Source organism: Herbaspirillum sp. LeCh32-8 (genome assembly GCF_017814915.1).
GTDB lineage: Bacteria > Pseudomonadota > Gammaproteobacteria > Burkholderiales > Burkholderiaceae_D > Herbaspirillum.
The window spans coordinates 559,660-577,013 of the sequence record NZ_JAGIPZ010000001.1; the positions used below are offsets into that span (position 1 = coordinate 559,660).

The window sequence follows — 17,354 nt, forward strand, 5'->3', positions numbered from 1 at the left end:
TGCCGATGAACATTGGCGCATGACGCTCTTCGTGCCACTTCAGTTCGTACCAGACTCAGGCCTTGTGATTGATCAGCAGGCCTTGCATCTTGTCGATCGACTTGGCGATCGCAATCGCTTCTTCGCTGGGGATCTGGCGGATCACGGTGTCAGTTGCCGTATCGACAACCTTCACGATGGTCTTGCCGGTATCCTGGTCCTTGGAGAAATTCAAGGCAGAGGCGTTTGCTGCTGCGAAATCGTTCAACTTGCCAACGGCGTCGTTGACATCACTCTCGGTCGCGCGGCGCGCTTCCGGAGTTGCTGCCGGTGCAACGGTCGACACCACTGGATCTGGCTTGGCGGCGGTCTGCGGCAGCGCGTATGCGGTACCCGAGTCACCTGCAGCTGTAATATTAAGTGGGGCAATCGACATGGTGTTACTCCCTTCCTCAAAGTAACGTGCGGAGAATATTGCTTATCCTCCGCACGTCATCCTACCTAGCTCTCAAGCTTATTTCAACAGCGACAGAACGCTCTGCGGCGAGGAGTTCGCCTGCGACAGCATCGCGGTACCAGCTTGTTGCAGGATCTGCGCACGGGTCAGGTTTGCAGTTTCTGCAGCGTAGTCGGTATCCATGATACGGCTGCGCGACGCGGTGATGTTCTCGCTCGACACTTGCAGGTTGTTGATAACCGCGGTGAAGCGGTTCTGCACGGCACCGAACTCTGCACGCTTGGAGGAGATCACGTTGATCGCCTTGTCCAGGTTCTTGATCGCCTTTTGCGCATCGCTTTGAGCGGTCGGGTCGGCGATAGCCTTGTCCAGGGCCAGCTTGGCGCTGTCGATGGTGGTCTGCAGGCTCACGGCCGAGGAAGCCAGAGCGTCCGAGGTCATGGTCGACGCGGTCGAGAACAGGGTGTCCAGAGCAGCCTTGGCCGAGGTGTAGGTCGCTTGGGCAGTGGTCACGCCGCTGGTGTCGCCCAGACCGATCAGGCCCTTGGCGCTGGTGCCGATGACGTCAGCCATGGTGCTGTTGTTGGACAGGTCTTCCAGGGTGATGGAGATCTGGTCGTTCAGCTTGTTGTCGGTCACGTTGGCGCCGACCTGGAAGGACAGGGTCAGAGCAGCCGAAACGTTGGCCGAATCCGAACCGGTGCCGGCCGAAGCGCCTTGGCCGGTACCGGTGAACAGGTTTTGGCCGTTGAAGGTGGTGCCGTTCAGCACGCGGAACACTTCGTCCGACAGTTGCTTGTATTCGTCGTTCAGGGTCTTGCGGTCTTGCGCGCTGTTGGTGCCGTTCGAAGCTTGAACAGCCAGTTCACGCATACGCTGCAGGTTGTCGGTCACGGTGGACAGAGCGCCTTCAGCGGTTTGAGCCATCGAGATACCGTCGTTGGCGTTACGTTGTGCAACGGCCAGGCCCTTGACCTGAGCGTTCATGCGGTCGGCGATTGCCAGGCCGGCGGCGTCGTCCTTGGCGCTGTTGACGCGCAGGCCCGAGGACAGACGTTGGATAGAGGTGTTCAGCGACGACTGCGAGCTGTTCAGGTTACGTTGCGTGTTCAGCGACGCAATGTTGGTATTGATGACTGATGCCATGTTAATTCTCCTAAGATTTGAGACCGATGATCCGAGTTTCAGTGCTTAACTTTGGTCTTCTACCCATGAGCCCCAGGCGTTTCAACCTCTGTTGTTTGCTTTATCGGGCAGCCTTGGAAAAAGTTTAGGGCTTTTCGCAAAAAATCTTTTTCAGGGCTTTCCGAACTAAAACTGCGTGCTTATAAAAACCAAGCAAATCACTTTTCGGCGTCTTCCTGGAAAACTTTAGGTTTTAGAGGTGTGATCGGGAATTTCTGTCAGGAATTTTCGATGTTGATCGGCAATATTGTGAAATTGCCATTGTTTTGGGCTTGCCCTTCGATTTTCTGTCGAAGTTCTTAGGCGGGGAATTTGCCGGCTGCGGCGGCTGGGCGGGGATTGCCAATGCGAGGAGGGGGGGGGCCGCCCCGAGGATAGGGGCGGACGTTCTGGGGTGATGGCTCAGGTGCTGCCGCGCATCGAGGAGAGTTCTGTTGACAGCTTGTTAATGACGGTATCCCAGTCGCCGTCCTTCGGTTGTCGAACCAGGCGGGTATTGGGGTACCAGACGCAATCTTCGCGGTTGAGCAGCCAGCGCCAGTCAGGGGTGTGCGCCAGCATGACGCGGGACTTGGCGCCAAGCGCCCCGGCGAGGTGGATCACGGAGGTGTCGACGCTGATGACGATATCCAGGTTGGCAATCGCTGCAGCCGTATCGGCGAAGTCCGTGCAGTCATCGCCCAGATTGAACACGCGCAGGTTGGGCGGCAGTTGCTGCAGATCCTCCGTCGGTTTGCCTTTCTGCAGGGAGAAGAAGTCGATGCCCGGCAGTTCGAGCAGCGGCAGCATCTTCTTCAGGGGGATGGAGCGGCGGCGGTCGTTGCCGTGTTCCGGGTTGCCGGCCCAGACAAAGCCCACGCGCAGGTTGCCGGGTTGGGCGAGGGCCTCGATCTTGTTCTTCCAGATGGACTTGAGGGCCGGATCCGCCGACAAATAAGAAGGGGAGCTCGGGATGTCCTCGACGGTGTCGGTGCCGAGGGCGTAGGGCAGGCTCATCAGCATGTATGACCAGTCGCAACGCGGCAGCGGGTCGCTTTCGCGCACGAGCAGGACATCCGGCGAGAAGCTCTGGAACAGGCGGTAAAGCGGATTCTTGACGTGCAGCGCAACTTCGGCGCCCATGTCCTGCACCAGCTTGGCGTAGCGAAGGAACTGGATGCTGTCGCCAAAGCCCTGTTCGTGCATCAGGATGATGCGCTTGCCTTTCAGCGAGGACGAGCCGTCCCATTTGGGGATGATCTTGAAGAGCTTGTGGACTACGCGATAGACCTCGGCGCGCTCACGCGTGACCAGGCGTGACTCGTGGTTTGCCCAGCCCTCCTTGAAGTTGCCTTGAAGTAACTGGCTCAGCGCCATGTTGTGCATAGCGGTCGAATAGTTGGGCTTGAGCTCCATGGCCTTCTTGAACAGCGGGATGGCTTCTTCATGCTTGCCATTGTCGTGCAGGATCGCCCCCATGTTGTTGTAGGTCAGGGCGTGGCGCGGATCGATTTGAAGGGCTTTCTCGAACAAGGCCAAGGCCTCTTCGACCCGATCCTGCGTATTGGCCAGGCTGACGGCGAGCTTCGCGTAGCTGTTGGCGTCGTTGGGAACCAGGTCAATCACGCGGGAGTAATGCTCGTGCGCTTTGTCAATTTCATTCAACTTCAGGTAAGTGTCGGCAATCTTGTAGTGGGCGTAGATATCCGTGGCGTCGAGAAGCAGGGATGTCTTGTGCGACTCCAGTGCTTCCTTGTACATCTCCATGGCGTGAAAGGCTTCTCCCAGCGCGGTATGGGAGGGGGCAAAATTGATTTGCATCTCGAGCGACTTCATGATCGTCGCGACCGCTTCGTCGAAACGCTTTGCCTCGATCAGTGCGCGGCCCAGGTGGCTGAGGGGGCCGGGTGCATTCGGTTCGCGCGCGACGGCATCTTCGAAGTAGGCGATGCTGGCGTCGGGATCGTTCTTCTCGTGCAGGGCATTGGCCAGGCCGATTCGGGCTTCGCGATGATCGCTGTCGCAGGCGATGGCGCGCTCGAACAATTTGATGGCCTCTTCCAGGCGTTCTTGCCTCAGGACGCAATTGGCCAAGCTGGTAATGTACTCGGCGTTCTGCGGGTCGCCGTCTATGGCTTTTCTGAGCCACTTTTCCGCTTCGGCGTACTGATATTCCTGCACCGCGATCAGGCCGCGTGCATTGTGCGCAAAGACCAGGTTGGGCGCGCGTTTCAGTACCTCTTCGCATTTGAGGCGAGCTTCCTTGAGTTTGCGCGCCTCAAGCAGGCTCAGGCAGGTTCTTACGTCCAGCAGGTCCTGCAGGTTGGGCTGGGATGCGGATGGTGTTTTTTTGGTGCTGCCCTTGCGCGTAGACATCAAGTTTCCTTGCTATGTGGGTCAGCGCCGACCGTGAGGGAGGTAGGCGCAATGCGATAGCTTCGCATGATATGCGGCACAGCGGCGTGGCGAAAGTGCGAACAGAAAGCAAAACAGGGCGTTTTTGCGTAGACGCAAATGCCCTGTGTCGGTGAGGCGGCGAGCGGTCGGCCCGCTGCGCCGCGGGAGGGGCGTCAGGTCGCCTGACGGGAAGGTGCTGCGGATTGGCGTCTTACCAGCTGCGCAGCAGGCCGACAGCCAGGCCTTCGAGCGCAAAATCCGCTTCGTCTTGGTCGACGATGATGGGCTTGAAGTCGGGATTTTCAGGCAACAGGGTGATCACTGAGCCAGATTTCTGGTAGCGCTTGACGGTGACGTCATCGGCCAGGCGGGCCACCACGATCTGGCCGTTGCGGGCTTGGTCGGCTTTTTTCACTGCCAGCAGGTCGCCGTCGATGATGCCGGCGTCGCGCATGGACATGCCGCGCACTTTCAGCAGGTAGTCAGGCTTGCTGGAAAACAGCACCGGGTCGACCTGGTAAGTCTTTTCGACATGCTCCTGCGCCAGGATGGGCGAGCCGGCGGCCACGCGGCCCACCAGGGGCAGGTTCAGCTGCATCAGTGCGGGGTGGGGGAGCGCCATCTGGCGGGCCGCCTGGATGGCGTTGCCGCCCGGTTCGCGCAGGCGAATACCGCGCGACGTGCCGGGGGAAATTTCAATGGCGCCCTTGCGGGCCAGCGCCTGCAGGTGCTCCTCCGCCGCGTTGGCGGAGCGAAAGCCCAGCTCGGAGGCGATTTCGGCGCGCGTCGGAGGGAATCCGGTGTTTTCGATGGCGTTCTTGATCAGGTTGAGGATCTGTTCCTGGCGCGCGGTGAGCTTGAGCATGTCGTAGGCCTTTCTCGGAGGGAAGGCTGTTTGTATGAACAGTCTGTATTTTTATACAGGTGCAATCTTTGTGTCAACGGCAACATGCACTGCCGGAAGGCTTTTCGGCGAGACTTATCCATATAGGAAAGGCAATGTCGGGCACAGTGTTTGCCAATTCTTGGCGGGGACTGTCGCCGCGCGGCTGCGCGAAGCCACCGTAGTCATTGCTGTTCGCCCGGAAATCTTGTATGATTGCCGGCTTTCCTCTTCCCACACCCGTCTTGACGCCGGGGTGGGCGTTTTGTCAATAGTCCAAAAGGAGTCTACATGCGTCATTATGAAATCGTATTTATCGTCCACCCGGACCAAAGCGAGCAAGTGCCGGCGATGATCGAGCGTTACAAGGGCATCGTCACCACCCGCGGCGGCAAGGTCCACCGTGTCGAAGATTGGGGCCGTCGTCAACTGGCTTACCAGATCCAGAAACTGGCCAAGGCACACTACGTCTGCCTGAACATCGAAGTCGACAGCGAAACGCTGGCCGAAATCGAAACCGGCTTCAAGTTCAACGACGCCGTCCTGCGCCACCTGACCGTCAAGATGAAGAAGGCCGAAACCGGTCCTTCCCCGATCCTGAAGGCAGTGCAAAAGGAAGACGCGGCCAAGAGCCGTACCGAAGCACCGGCAGCCTAATCGGCTGAGCGATTGCGTAGCGATTCATAGCGGAGAGTGAACCAGCTTCAAGTCATTGCCAGCTTGGCGGAGCGTGATGTCATACGTTATACGCCGGCAGGTATCCCGATCGTGACTGCCAGATTGCAGCACCAGTCGGAGCAGACGGAAGCTGGCATGAAACGCCAGGTCGAGTTCGATATTGCGGCCATGGCCGCCGGAGAAATCTCAGGTCGACTCAACAAGGCGGAGCTGGGTGGAATGTTCCAATTCACCGGATTTCTGGCCCGCAGGAATCGCAACAGCAAGAGCGTCGTGTTTCACATCGTTGATTTTGATCCCGTCGCTTAAGCCGACTTAAGTTGATCAGATCTCACCCAATTTACAGATACAGGAGCCAAAAATGGCATTCGGTAAAAAGTTCGATAAAAGCAAGCTGAAAAACAAGCGTCAACAGCAAAACCCGCTGTTCAAGCGCAAGAAATTCTGCCGTTTCACCGCCGCTGGCGTTGAACAGGTCGATTACAAGGACGTGGACACCCTGAAGGACTTCGTTCAGGAAAACGGCAAGATCATGCCGGCACGTCTGACTGGTACCAAGGCACACTACCAGCGTCAGGTTGACACCGCGATCAAGCGCGCTCGTTACCTGGCCCTGCTGCCGTACACCGATCTGCACAACGCGTAATCGTCGTCGAGAAATAGGAGAAAAACATGCAAGTTATTCTGTTGGAAAAAATCGTTAATCTCGGCGGTCTGGGTGATGTTGTCCGCGTCAAGGACGGTTTCGCACGCAACTTCCTGATCCCCCAGCGCAAGGCACGTCGCGCTACCGAATCGGCCATCGCTGAATTCGAAGCCAAGCGCGCCGAACTGGAAAAGGCCGCTGCCGAGAAGCTGGCAGCTGCTCAAGCCCAAGGCGAGAAGCTGAACGGCGCCACCGTGGAAATCTCGCAGAAGGCCGGCGTTGACGGTCGTCTGTTCGGTTCCGTGACCAACTTCGACATCGCTGAAGCCTTGGGCAAGACCGGCTTCGCTGTTGAAAAGGCTCAAGTGCGTCTGCCGAACGGCCCGCTGAAGATCGTTGGCGAGCACCCGGTGTCGGTTGCCCTGCACACCGACGTGGTGGTCGACGTGACCATCGCCGTGAAGGGCGAGCAAGCCTAAGCATCACGCTTGCTGCAATTCGTTTTGCAATAAAAAAGCCGGGTTCGCCTGGCTTTTTTATTGTCGCCTCGCCTGGCGGGGGAAATAGTTTGCATCAGCAATATCCTGATGACCCGCGTAGCCGCCAATGTCGCCGCCGCGGTTTGCATGGCTTCGCTGGAAGCCGCTGCCGGCGAGACTTTGCGCCCGGCATGCAAAATAGCCATTCGGCCCGGAACGGGCTCAATCCGAGCAGGTTATAATGCGCGCCATGAAAGAATCGTCCCGCGCCAAAAAAGAGTTTTTCCGCGGCCCGAAAGAGTCCTCCGATCCCGAGATCGATGCTCTTCGCGTGCCGCCGCATTCCATTGAGGCGGAGCAGTCCGTCCTCGGCGGTCTGCTGCTGGACAATGCGGCCTGGGACCGTATCGCGGACTTCGTCAGTGGTGACGACTTTTACCGCTACGACCACCGCGTCATCTTCGAACACATCGTCAAGCTGATCAACAGCACCAAGCCGGCGGACGTGATCACCGTCTACGAGGCCATGTCGACCAGCGGCAAGGCCGAAGAAGTGGGCGGCTTGGTCTACCTCAACGCGCTGGCGCAAAACACGCCTTCGGCCGCCAACATTCGCCGTTACGCAGAGATCGTGCGTGACCGCGGCATCTTGCGCAAGCTGATTACCGTGGCCGACGAGATTTCCGGCGATGCCTTCAATCCCCAGGGCAAGGACGTCAAGTCCATGCTGGATGAAGCCGAATCCAAGATCTTCGCGATCGCCGAAGAAGGCTCGCGCGGCTCGCAGGGCTTCATGGAAATCCAGCCGCTGTTGACGCAGGTGGTGGAACGCATCGACGAACTCTATAACCGCGATGCCTCCAGCGACATTACCGGCGTGCCCACCGGCTTCATCGACCTCGACAAGATGACCTCCGGCCTGCAGCCGGGTGACCTGATTATCGTCGCCGGTCGTCCTTCCATGGGCAAGACAGCCTTCTCAATCAACATCGGCGAAAACGTCGCCATCGACAGCGGGCTGCCGGTGGCAGTATTTTCAATGGAAATGGGCGGCGCCCAGCTCGCGATGCGTATGCTGGGCTCGGTCGGCCGTCTGGATCAGCATCGTCTGCGTACCGGTCGCCTGCTGGACGAAGACTGGCCGCGCCTGACGCACGCTATCCAGAAGATGAACGACGCGCAGTTCTACATTGACGAGACGCCGGCGCTGTCGCCGATCGAATTGCGCGCGCGTTCGCGCCGCCTGGCGCGCCAATGCGGCAAGCTGGGCCTGATCATCATCGATTACCTGCAGCTGATGTCGGGCAACGGTGGCAGCTCCTCGGAAAATCGCGCCTCCGAAATCTCGGAAATCTCGCGAAGCCTGAAGGGCCTGGCCAAGGAGCTCAATTGCCCGGTGATCGCGCTGTCGCAGTTGAACCGCTCGCTGGAACAACGTCCCAACAAGCGTCCCGTGATGTCCGATTTGCGTGAATCCGGCGCTATCGAGCAGGATGCCGACGTGATTTTGTTCATTTATCGCGATGAAGTTTACAATCCCGATTCTCCGGACAAGGGTACGGCCGAGATCATTATCGGCAAGCAGCGTAACGGTCCGATCGGCAGCATTCGCCTGGCATTCTTGGGCATGTACACCAAGTACGACAACTATATCGGCAACCTGGCGCAGCCTTACGGCGGCGACTGAGGCAGCCAAGATCGGGTGGCGGGGAGGATCCGCGCTGCCTGGCAGGAACCACGGGCGGCGTCGTGCCGCTCGTGTCATGTAATGCGCCGAACCGTTGTGGAGCGGCGCGCGGGACCGGCAGGGCAAGCCAGGGAGGTAAGCCCGCTGGTTCAAAACGGCGCTTGATGAAGCGCGAATCACAAAACGAGAGAGTGAAACATGTTTGGACGATTGATGCCGACGGAAGGCAAATTCTTTGACCTGTTCAATCAGCATGCCGAGTTGGCGGTCAAATGCGCGAAGGAAATGGTCGCGCTGATGACCAATTTCGACGACCTCGAAATTCGCGTGCACGCGATCGAAGCGGTTGAGAAAGAGGCCGACAAGATCACGCACAACGCCATCGAACTGCTGCACAAGACCTTCATCACTCCGCTGGATCGCGACGACATCCACCAGCTGATCACCCGCATGGACGACATCCTGGACCTGCTGGAAGATGCGGCCCAGACCATTTCCCTGTACGACATCAAGGCCATCACGCCTGAAGCCAAGCGCCTGGCCGAGCTGTGCCTGGCCTGTGCCGAGAAGGTGCAGGCCGCCGTCGGCCTGCTGCACAACATGGACAACTCGCGTCAGATCCTGGGTATCTGCCAGGAAATCGACCGCCTGGAGTCCGACGCCGACCACGTGATGCGCGCGGCCATGTCCAAGCTGTTCCGCGACGAGCCGGACGTGCGCACGCTGATCAAGCTCAAGGCCATCTACGAGATCCTGGAAACCGTTACCGACCGCTGCGAAGACGTGGCCAACATCATCGAGGGCATCATCGTCGAAAACGCCTGATGCAGGCGCTGCGGCGGGTCTCCGGTGAGGAGGGCCGCCGCTCCGGCTTTCAATAACGGTTATCCCATGCAAACAGTTCAAATCAGCTTACATATCCTCGCGCTGTTGATCGTCCTGGCGCTGCTGTTCGACTTCATGAACGGCTTCCACGACGCCGCCAATGCGATCGCCACGGTGGTCTCCACCGGCGTGCTGCGTCCGCAGACGGCGGTAGCCATGGCCGCCTTCTTCAACCTGGCGGCGGTGTTCGTGTTCCACCAGCTGCACGTCGCAGCCTCGGTGGGCAAGGGCACCATCGAGCCGGCCGTGGTCGACCAGTACGTCATCTTCGGCGCGCTGATCGGCGCTATCTTCTGGAACCTGGTCACCTGGTATTACGGCATCCCGTCTTCGTCCTCGCACGCCCTGATCGGCGGCCTGGTCGGCTCGGCCGTGGCCAAGGCCGGTACCGGCGCGCTGATCTCCTCGGGCCTGTTGAAAACCATCCTGTTCATCGTCCTCTCGCCGCTCCTGGGCTTGTTGTTCGGCTCGATCATGATGCTCATCGTGTCGTGGATCTTCTTCCGCTCCACGCCGCGCAAGATCGACGGCTGGTTCCGCCGGCTGCAATTGCTGTCGGCCTCGATGTACAGTCTTGGTCACGGCGGCAACGACGCGCAAAAGACCATCGGCATCATCTGGATGCTGCTGATCGCCTCCGGCTATTCCGGCGCCGAAGCGCCGCCGATGTGGGTGATCATCTCCTGCTACTGCGCCATCAGCCTGGGCACGCTGTTCGGCGGCTGGCGCATCGTCAAGACCATGGGCCAGAAGATCACCAAGTTGAAGCCGGTCGGCGGTTTCTGCGCCGAGACCGGCGGCGCCATTACGCTGTTCATCGCCACTGCGTTGGGTATCCCGGTGTCGACCACGCACACTATCACCGGCGCCATCGTCGGCGTGGGCGCGTCGCAAAAGATGTCGGCGGTGCGTTGGGGCGTGGCCAGCAATATCGTGTGGGCCTGGATCTTCACCATTCCGGCATCGGCCTTCGTGGCCGCCATCGGATGGTGGGTGGGCGTGCACATTCTGTAATGACGGGAGGCGGCGCGTCATCGCCGCCGCAGCCTCGACGCTGCCGCATCCTTGCAAAAGAAAAAAGCCACCGCAAGGTGGCTTTTTCTTTGCTGCGGAAGATCAGTGCAAGTTCATCAGGCTCACAGCACGTCGCTGGCATGGTCCGCCAGGCGCGAGCGTTCGCCGCGCGCCAGCGTCACATGGCCGCTATGTGACCAGCCCTTGAAGCGGTCCACCACGTAGGTCAGGCCGCTCGAACCTTCGGTCAGGTAAGGGGTGTCGATCTGCGCGATGTTGCCCAGGCAGATGATCTTGGTGCCAGGGCCGGCGCGCGTGACCAGGGTCTTCATTTGCTTGGGCGTCAAGTTCTGCGCCTCGTCGATGATCAGGAACTTGTTGACGAAGGTGCGGCCGCGCATGAAGTTGAGCGACTTGATCTTGATGCGTGAGCGGATCAGGTCTTGCGTCGCCGCGCGACCCCATTCGCCGGCGTCGCCGTCGGACTTGTTGAGCACTTCGAGGTTGTCGTCGAAGGCGCCCATCCAGGGGCCCATTTTCTCTTCTTCCGTGCCCGGCAGGAAACCGATGTCTTCACCGACCGGCACCGTCACGCGGGTGACGATGATTTCGTTGTAGAGCTTGGTCTCCAGCACCTGCGCCAGACCGGCGGCCAGGGCCAGCAGGGTCTTGCCGGTGCCGGCCTGGCCCAGCAGCGTGACGAAGTCGCACTCCGGGTTCATCAGCAGGTTCAGCGCGAAGTTCTGCTCGCGGTTGCGCGCGGTGATGCCCCACACGCTGTTCTTCGAATGGCCGTAGTCGCGCAGCGTCTGCAGCACGGCAGTCTTGCCGTTGATCTGGGTGACCTGGCCATAGAAGGGCGGCTCGCCGTTCTTGGGCTCAATGAAGACGAACTGGTTGACCAGCAACGAGGGCACGTAGGGGCCGGTCACACGGTAATAGGTGAAGCTGCTGCCGTGCTTGTTTTCCTGCCAGGACTCCATGCCCTTGCCGTGCTTGGTCCAGAAGTCGTCCGGCAGTTGCTGGATGCCCGAGTACAGCAGGTCGGTGTCTTCCAGCACGTGGTCGTTGAAGTAGTCTTCCGCCGGCAGGCCGATGGCGCGTGCCTTGAGGCGCATGTTGATGTCCTTCGACACCAGCACCACGGGGCGATCCGGATACTGCTGGTCCAACGCGCGCACCACGCCCAGAATCTGGTTGTCGGCCTTGCCTTCGGGCAGGCCGTCCGGCAGCGCGGCGTTCTGCAGCTTGGTCTGGAAGAACAGGCGGCCCTTGGCGTCCTTGTTGCCCAGCTTGGACAGGGGGATGCCCTCATCGATCGCGTCTTCGGCGATGTCCGACACCAGCGCATCCAGCGAGCGCGAAATCTGGCGTGCGTTGCGCGCCACTTCCGACATGCCCTTCTTGTGGTTGTCCAGCTCTTCCAGCGTGACCATCGGCAGGTACACGTCGTGCTCTTCGAAGCGGAACAGCGAAGTCGGATCGTGCATCAGCACGTTGGTGTCGAGCACGAACAGTTTGGACACGCCCAGCTTGTCGGCGATGCGGCTGGTGGTGGATTTGGCGCGCGTCTCCACGCTCTTGGGCGCGGCCTTCGGTTTGGCGGCCGGCGCCGTCTTGCCGGCGATGCGCGCGCGTGGTGGCTCGGCCAGCTTGGCCTGAGCCGGCGGCGCGGCGACGATTTCTTGCTTGGCGACGACGGGTGTTTCTACGAGAGTGATGTTCGGTTTGACAGGTTTATTGCGTTCGGCCTTGGGATAGTCCTCGGGAGACAGCAGCGAAGCTGGTTTGCTCGGCATTTTGGGCAGGGGCATCAGGACCTCGGTAGTGAATGAAGAAAACACCGCTTTGTCAGAGCGAACAGGTAGTGCGGTAAAGCTAAAAGCACAGGCAACGACGGCTGGACAACAACACCGCGGGGTCTAATGAAAACCTTGCGCAGGCCCGCCATGCCGGCCGACGGCATTGTGGCAAGGGTGGGGCCATGGGGAGCAAGGGCTTGATTAGCGCCGACGATGGGGTAGAACTGAAAATGAAAAGTAAAAAAGCCGTTTCGGCAGGCCTTCGGCCTAAACCAGAAACGGCTTTCAACAGACTTTTTACTGTTTGAATTCAATGGCTTGTATCGATTGACCGCATATTCGTCGAGCGCGGCAGAATCGCTTGCCAGGCGATCCTGACGCGGCCCGAAATCAGCAGGCGCCGATGGCGCACATGAGCTTTGTGGGCTCCTTCGAGATCTGAATTTCTTCAGTGTCGACTGCTTTCTCAGGCAATGGTTTTGATGAAGGCCAGCACGTCATCCACGTGGGCTGGAACCTTGACTCCACGCCATTCTTTCACCACTTTGCCCGATCCGTCAATCACAAACGTGCTGCGCTCCACGCCGCGAACTTGCTTGCCATACATGTTTTTCATCTTCATGACATCGAACATGGTGCACAGTGTTTCATCGGGGTCGGAAATCAGTTCAAACGGCATGCCCAGCTTGCCTTTGAAGTTCTCATGCGACTTCAGGCTGTCGCGGCTGATACCGAAGATTTCGGTGTTCAGGCGCTGGAATTCAGGATGCAGATCGCGGAACTGCATACCTTCGGTGGTGCAGCCGGGCGTATTGTCCTTGGGGTAGAAATACAGCACCAGGTTCTTGCCCTGATAGTCGTTCAGGTTGAAGGTCTTGCCGCTGGTCATGGCCGCCGAGAAGTCCGGTACGGTCTTGTTCAGGATGGTAGGTCTGTCTGTCAAAGTGGCGCCCCAGTATGTCGGTTGTAATTGAGTGTTCTTTGTGTGCTGCCTTGCTCACATGGCCTGCACGATCATCTCGCCGGAGCGACCGGGAAGCTCGCCCCAGCTGATCGGGAGGATGGGCAGCACGTCGTCTTTCACGCTGGCGTAGTAGTCGCCCATGGACACCAGTTCATAGCCCTGCGCGCGCCAGCCGCTCAGCAACCGTTCGAAAATGGGGGCGAGTTTCTGTCCTTCAAGTTCGGCGTGCAACGTGAAGACGTGGTCGCGCGGCTGCTTGGTCAGGTCCAGCAGCAGTTCTGCGGCGTTGTTGGCGTCGATCATTTTGCCGCGGATGGTGCGGCCCAGGATCTCGTCCAGCGTGGGCAGCGTGGTCGGCAGCTGCACGCAGGCCAGCGGCCGGCCATGGACGGACAGGCGGTGCGGCCCGGCGTCGGGATCGGCCAGGCGGCCGTCCTCGCGCAGCTGCGAGCGACCGTCCGAGGAATAGGCGATGCCGAATTCGTCCAGCTGCACGAAAGCATGGTCGTTCATCTGCCAGCCGGCGGCACCGTGCGTGACCGGAGCGTGGCCGAAGATCTCGTGGTAGCGACTGTAGGCCAGTTGCATGGTCTCCTGCGTCCACTGGGCGTCGGCGGTGCGCACGTCGTCTTGCCAGACGCGATGGTCCCAGGTGTGGATGCCGCATTCAAAGCCGGCATTGAAGGCTTCGCGCATGAACTCGGCGCAGGTCTTGCCGATGTCCGGCGCCGGCAGCAAGGTGCCGTACATCAGCGTCTTCAGGCCGTAGTGTTCCACCACCGAAGTGCGCGAGACCTTGCTGAAGAAGCCCGGGCGGAAGATCTGCTTCAGCGCCCAGCCGGTGTGGTCGTAGCCCAGTGAAAACAGGAAGGTGGCGCCGGCGCCGTGGCGGCGCAGCTGGCTGATCAGGTTGGGGACGCCTACGCGTGTGCCGCGATAGGTATCGGCGTCGATCTTGAGTGTAAGTTTGGGCAAAGTCGATGAATCGATAGGTGAGGGCGCAGCTGCGGCCCGTATTGCAAGTAGTCGGCGCCCGCAATGCAGCGACACGCAAGGATTTGCGTCGTGTTGCATTGCGGTTCAGATTGCGAGACTAGCATTCCATGCTGCAGAGAACAATATGCAGGCGCATGCCGCCGGCAAGATCTGTCCGTAACAGCTTGCTGGTCAAGGTGCCGGCGTTATCGAAGTGTCAATGGTTTGGGCTGGCGCCGCAAAAAGAAAACCGCGCCTAAGCGCGGTTTTCGGGGCAAGTCTGGCAGCGGCGATCAGTCGACCAGCGCGCGGGCTTCGGCCACTTGGCTGCGGTAGGCGTCGAAGATGTTGCGCAGGGTGTCGGCCATGGTGGTCTGCGGCTTCCAGTTCAGCTCTTCGCAGGTGTTGGTGATCTTGGGCACGCGGTTCTGCACGTCCTGGTAACCCTTGCCGTAGTAGGCGGCCGAGGTGGTTTCGACCAGCTTCACCTGCTTGGCGGTCTCGGCGTACTCCGGATACTCGGCGGCCAGCTTCAGCATCATGTCGGCCAGGTCCTTGATCGAGTAGTTGTTGACCGGGTTGCCGATGTTGTAGATCTTGCCGGAGGCGACGCCGCCTTCGTTGGCGATGATCTTCATCAGCGCGTCGATGCCGTCGTCGATGTAGGTGAAGGCGCGCTTTTGCAGGCCGCCGTCGACCAGCGAGATGTTCTCGCCGCGCACGATGTGGCCGAAGAACTGGGTCACCACGCGCGAGCTGCCTTCCTTCGGGGTGTGGATCGAGTCCAGGCCGGCGCCGATCCAGTTGAACGGGCGGAACAGGGTGAAGTTCAGGCCGGCTTCCATGCCGTAGCCCCAGATCACGCGGTCCATCAGCTGCTTGGCGCAGGAGTAGATCCAGCGCGGCTTGTTGATCGGGCCGCAGATCAGTTCGGATTCTTCAGGATCGAACTCCTCGTCATGGCACATGCCGTAGACTTCCGAGGTCGACGGGAACACCAGGTGCTTCTTGTACTTGGCGGCCGAACGCACGATCGGCAGGTTGGCTTCGAAGTCCAGTTCGAACACGCGCAGCGGCGCGTTGACGTAGGTCGACGGGGTGGCGATGGCCACCAGCGGCAGGATCACGTCGCACTTCTTGACGTGGTACTCGACCCATTCCTGGTTGATGGTGATGTCGCCTTCGAAGAAGTGCATGCGCGACTTGTACGCCTCGTTGTCGAGAATGTCGGTGATGCGGTCGGTCATCATGTCCATGCCGTAGACGTGCCAATCCGTGGTTTCCAGGATGCGCTTGGACAGGTGATGGCCGATGAAGCCGTTGACGCCGAGAATGAGGACTTTTTTCATGATGAGAGCTTGGTAAGGTGGCCTGAATCAGCTGGCCATGTATTTCAGGTAATTGTTGAGCGAAGCATCCTGATCATTGATCTGGATGCCCAGAATCTGGAGGAAGTTGCCGTCGCCGCAGCGAGCGTAGAGCTTGCCTCCTTCAAAGAACTTGTCTTGCATGCCGTGCGCCTTCTGCAAGGCAAGATGGGCCGACGGCGGAACCAGCCGGGTTCTCGAAACCGTAATTTTATCACCCGCGATTTCTTCGAAGGCGCCGGGATAGGGCGGGGCCACTGCGCGCACCAGATTATGGATCTCGCGGGCGGTGCGGCGCCACTCGATGCGGCCGTCTTCGGGCTTGCGCCCGCCGAAGTAGCTGCCCTTGGACAGGTCGTTGGGCATGGTCGGAGTGCGATCCGACAGCATGGCCGGCAGCACATTCCACAGGGTCTGTTCGGCGGCCACCACCACCTTGCCGAACACCTCATAGGCAGTGTCTTCGGGCAGGATGGGCACGGCCGTCTGCGCCACGATGGCGCCGGCGTCCGGCTTGAAGGTCATCTCATGCAAGGTGGCGCCGGTCTCGGTCTCGCCGTGCAGCACCGCCCAGTTGATCGGCACGCGGCCGCGGTACTTGGGCAGCAGGGAGCCGTGCATGTTGTAGGCGCCGCGCTTGGCCGTGGCGAGCACTTCGACCGGCAGCATGTGGCGGTAATAGAAGCTGAAGATGAAGTCCGGCTGCGCGGCTTGCACCTGCGCCAGCAGCTGGGGCGACTTCGGGTCGGACGGCGTGATGTAGGGGATGCCGTTGTCGCGGCATACGCCGGCCACCGAACCGAACCAGATGTTCTCGGTGGCACTGTCTTCGTGCGTCACCACCAGCGAGACCTGCACGCCGCGCGCCAGTAGGACCTTCAGGCAGCGCACGCCCACGTCATGGTATGCGAATACGACGGCGTTCATGATGTCTGCTTGTCTTCTTCGGAGGATTGTTCAAGGATGGCCTGCACCACGTAGCGCGGACGCGCGCGTACCTGCATGTAGATGCGGCCGATGTATTCGCCCAAGAGGCCGATCGAGAACAGGATCACGCCCATCAGGAAGAAGGTGATCGCAAACAGCGTGAACACGCCGCCGACTTCCGCGCCGATCAGCAGGCGGCGCAGCACGATCAGGATGAACAGCGCCGCCGAGGCGAACGACAGCAGGATGCCCAGGAGCGAGCAGAACTGCAGCGGCACCAGCGAGAAGCCCGTCACCAGGTCGAAGTTCAGCCGGATCAGGCTGTACAGCGAATACTTGGATTCGCCGGCCGAGCGCTCTTCGTGCTCGACGATGATTTCGGTCGGGTTGCGGGCGAAGGTGTAGGCCAGCGCCGGCACGAAGGTGGTGACTTCCTGGCACTTGTTGACCAGGTCGATCACGTTGCGGCCGTAGGCGCGCAGCATGTTGCCCTGGTCGGTCATCTTGATGCGGGTCAGCTTCTCGCGCAGATGGTTCATGGCCTTGGAGGCATAGGTGCGCCAGGCCGAATCCTGGCGCTTGCGGCGGATCGAGCCGACGTAGTCGTATCCCTCGCGCATCTTGGCCACCAGGTTGCCGATTTCTTCCGGCGGGTTCTGCAGGTCGGCGTCCAGCGTCACGACGACTTCGCCGCGGGTGGCTTCAAAGCCGGCCATGATCGCCATGTGTTGGCCGTAGTTGCCGTTGAACAGGACGACGCGAGTCACGTCCGGGCGGATGCGGTACTGCTCGGCCAGGATGCCGGCGGAGCGGTCGCGGCTGCCGTCGTTGACGAAGATCACTTCGTAGCTGTAGCCCAAGGCGTCCAGCGCCGGGTAGAGGCGCTCGAACAGCTTGGCGAGGCCGGATTCCTCGTTGTATACCGGGATGACGACGGACAGTTCTGGTTTCATCAATGGTTGCTGCTGAAATATGTCAAAGGCCCGAAGCCGCGGCGACCGGCAGGTGTCGCGGCATTCAGGCCTGCTTGAAGCAAAATGCGAATAAAGC

The 17,354-nt window shown here is 60.1% G+C and carries 17 protein-coding genes; 7 read left to right on the plus strand and 10 right to left on the minus strand.

Going from position 1 to position 17,354, the window contains the following annotated elements:
• Positions 1-55: 55 nt before the first annotated feature.
• The 4 genes from J8I26_RS02670 to lexA form a co-directional block, all read right to left on the minus strand.
• Positions 56-415: a flagellar protein FlaG gene (locus tag J8I26_RS02670; protein ID WP_209603783.1), complete on the minus strand. Its 360-nt coding sequence runs from the start codon at positions 413-415 to the stop codon at positions 56-58.
• A gap of 78 nt (positions 416-493) precedes the next feature.
• Positions 494-1,582 (minus strand): flagellin, encoded by a 1,089-nt coding sequence (locus J8I26_RS02675; protein ID WP_209603785.1) that lies wholly within the window; start codon positions 1,580-1,582, stop codon positions 494-496.
• Between the two features lie 441 nt (positions 1,583-2,023).
• Positions 2,024-3,976 (minus strand): tetratricopeptide repeat protein, encoded by a 1,953-nt coding sequence (locus tag J8I26_RS02680; RefSeq protein ID WP_209603787.1) that lies wholly within the window; start codon positions 3,974-3,976, stop codon positions 2,024-2,026.
• Between the two features lie 232 nt (positions 3,977-4,208).
• Positions 4,209-4,862: a transcriptional repressor LexA gene (lexA, locus tag J8I26_RS02685; RefSeq protein ID WP_209603789.1), complete on the minus strand. Its 654-nt coding sequence runs from the start codon at positions 4,860-4,862 to the stop codon at positions 4,209-4,211.
• Between the two features lie 309 nt (positions 4,863-5,171).
• Between lexA and rpsF the strand changes: the two genes are divergently transcribed.
• The 7 genes from rpsF (at position 5,172) to J8I26_RS02720 (ending at position 10,269) form a co-directional block, all read left to right on the plus strand.
• A complete protein-coding gene (gene rpsF / locus J8I26_RS02690) occupies positions 5,172-5,537 on the plus strand; it encodes a 30S ribosomal protein S6 (protein ID WP_006462645.1) in 366 nt (121 codons plus the stop codon).
• 36 nt (positions 5,538-5,573) lie between these two features.
• Entirely contained in the window at positions 5,574-5,867 is a 294-nt protein-coding gene (gene priB / locus J8I26_RS02695) for a primosomal replication protein N (protein ID WP_209603791.1), read from the plus strand.
• Positions 5,868-5,919: 52 nt separating this feature from the next.
• Positions 5,920-6,204 (plus strand): 30S ribosomal protein S18, encoded by a 285-nt coding sequence (gene rpsR, locus J8I26_RS02700; protein ID WP_006462643.1) that lies wholly within the window; start codon positions 5,920-5,922, stop codon positions 6,202-6,204.
• Positions 6,205-6,230: 26 nt separating this feature from the next.
• Positions 6,231-6,683 (plus strand): 50S ribosomal protein L9, encoded by a 453-nt coding sequence (gene rplI, locus J8I26_RS02705; RefSeq protein ID WP_209603793.1) that lies wholly within the window; start codon positions 6,231-6,233, stop codon positions 6,681-6,683.
• Positions 6,684-6,924: 241 nt separating this feature from the next.
• Positions 6,925-8,370 (plus strand): replicative DNA helicase, encoded by a 1,446-nt coding sequence (locus tag J8I26_RS02710; RefSeq protein WP_209603795.1) that lies wholly within the window; start codon positions 6,925-6,927, stop codon positions 8,368-8,370.
• 198 nt (positions 8,371-8,568) lie between these two features.
• On the plus strand, positions 8,569-9,195 hold the full coding sequence (locus J8I26_RS02715) for a DUF47 domain-containing protein (protein ID WP_209603797.1): 627 nt from the start codon (positions 8,569-8,571) through the stop codon (positions 9,193-9,195).
• Positions 9,196-9,261: 66 nt separating this feature from the next.
• Positions 9,262-10,269 (plus strand): inorganic phosphate transporter, encoded by a 1,008-nt coding sequence (locus J8I26_RS02720; RefSeq protein WP_209603799.1) that lies wholly within the window; start codon positions 9,262-9,264, stop codon positions 10,267-10,269.
• 122 nt (positions 10,270-10,391) lie between these two features.
• Here the strand turns inward: J8I26_RS02720 and J8I26_RS02725 are convergent, their stop codons facing one another.
• The 6 genes from J8I26_RS02725 to J8I26_RS02750 form a co-directional block, all read right to left on the minus strand.
• A complete protein-coding gene (locus tag J8I26_RS02725; protein WP_209603801.1) occupies positions 10,392-12,083 on the minus strand; it encodes a PhoH family protein in 1,692 nt (563 codons plus the stop codon).
• A 454-nt stretch (positions 12,084-12,537) separates the two neighbouring features.
• Positions 12,538-13,014 carry a peroxiredoxin gene (locus J8I26_RS02730; protein WP_209603803.1) on the minus strand — a complete coding sequence of 159 codons (477 nt, stop codon included), beginning with the start codon at positions 13,012-13,014 and terminating at the stop codon, positions 12,538-12,540.
• Positions 13,015-13,068: 54 nt separating this feature from the next.
• Positions 13,069-14,010: a xylanase gene (locus J8I26_RS02735; RefSeq protein WP_209603805.1), complete on the minus strand. Its 942-nt coding sequence runs from the start codon at positions 14,008-14,010 to the stop codon at positions 13,069-13,071.
• Positions 14,011-14,303: 293 nt separating this feature from the next.
• On the minus strand, positions 14,304-15,359 hold the full coding sequence (locus tag J8I26_RS02740; RefSeq protein ID WP_209603807.1) for a bifunctional UDP-4-keto-pentose/UDP-xylose synthase: 1,056 nt from the start codon (positions 15,357-15,359) through the stop codon (positions 14,304-14,306).
• Between the two features lie 27 nt (positions 15,360-15,386).
• Positions 15,387-16,304, minus strand: a complete 918-nt coding sequence (locus tag J8I26_RS02745; RefSeq protein WP_209603809.1) for a formyltransferase — start codon at positions 16,302-16,304, stop codon at positions 15,387-15,389.
• Complete coding sequence (locus J8I26_RS02750) at positions 16,301-17,257, minus strand: glycosyltransferase (protein ID WP_209603811.1); 957 nt, start codon at positions 17,255-17,257, stop codon at positions 16,301-16,303. The genes J8I26_RS02745 and J8I26_RS02750 overlap by 4 nt, the downstream gene beginning before the upstream one ends.
• Positions 17,258-17,354 lie beyond the last annotated feature (97 nt).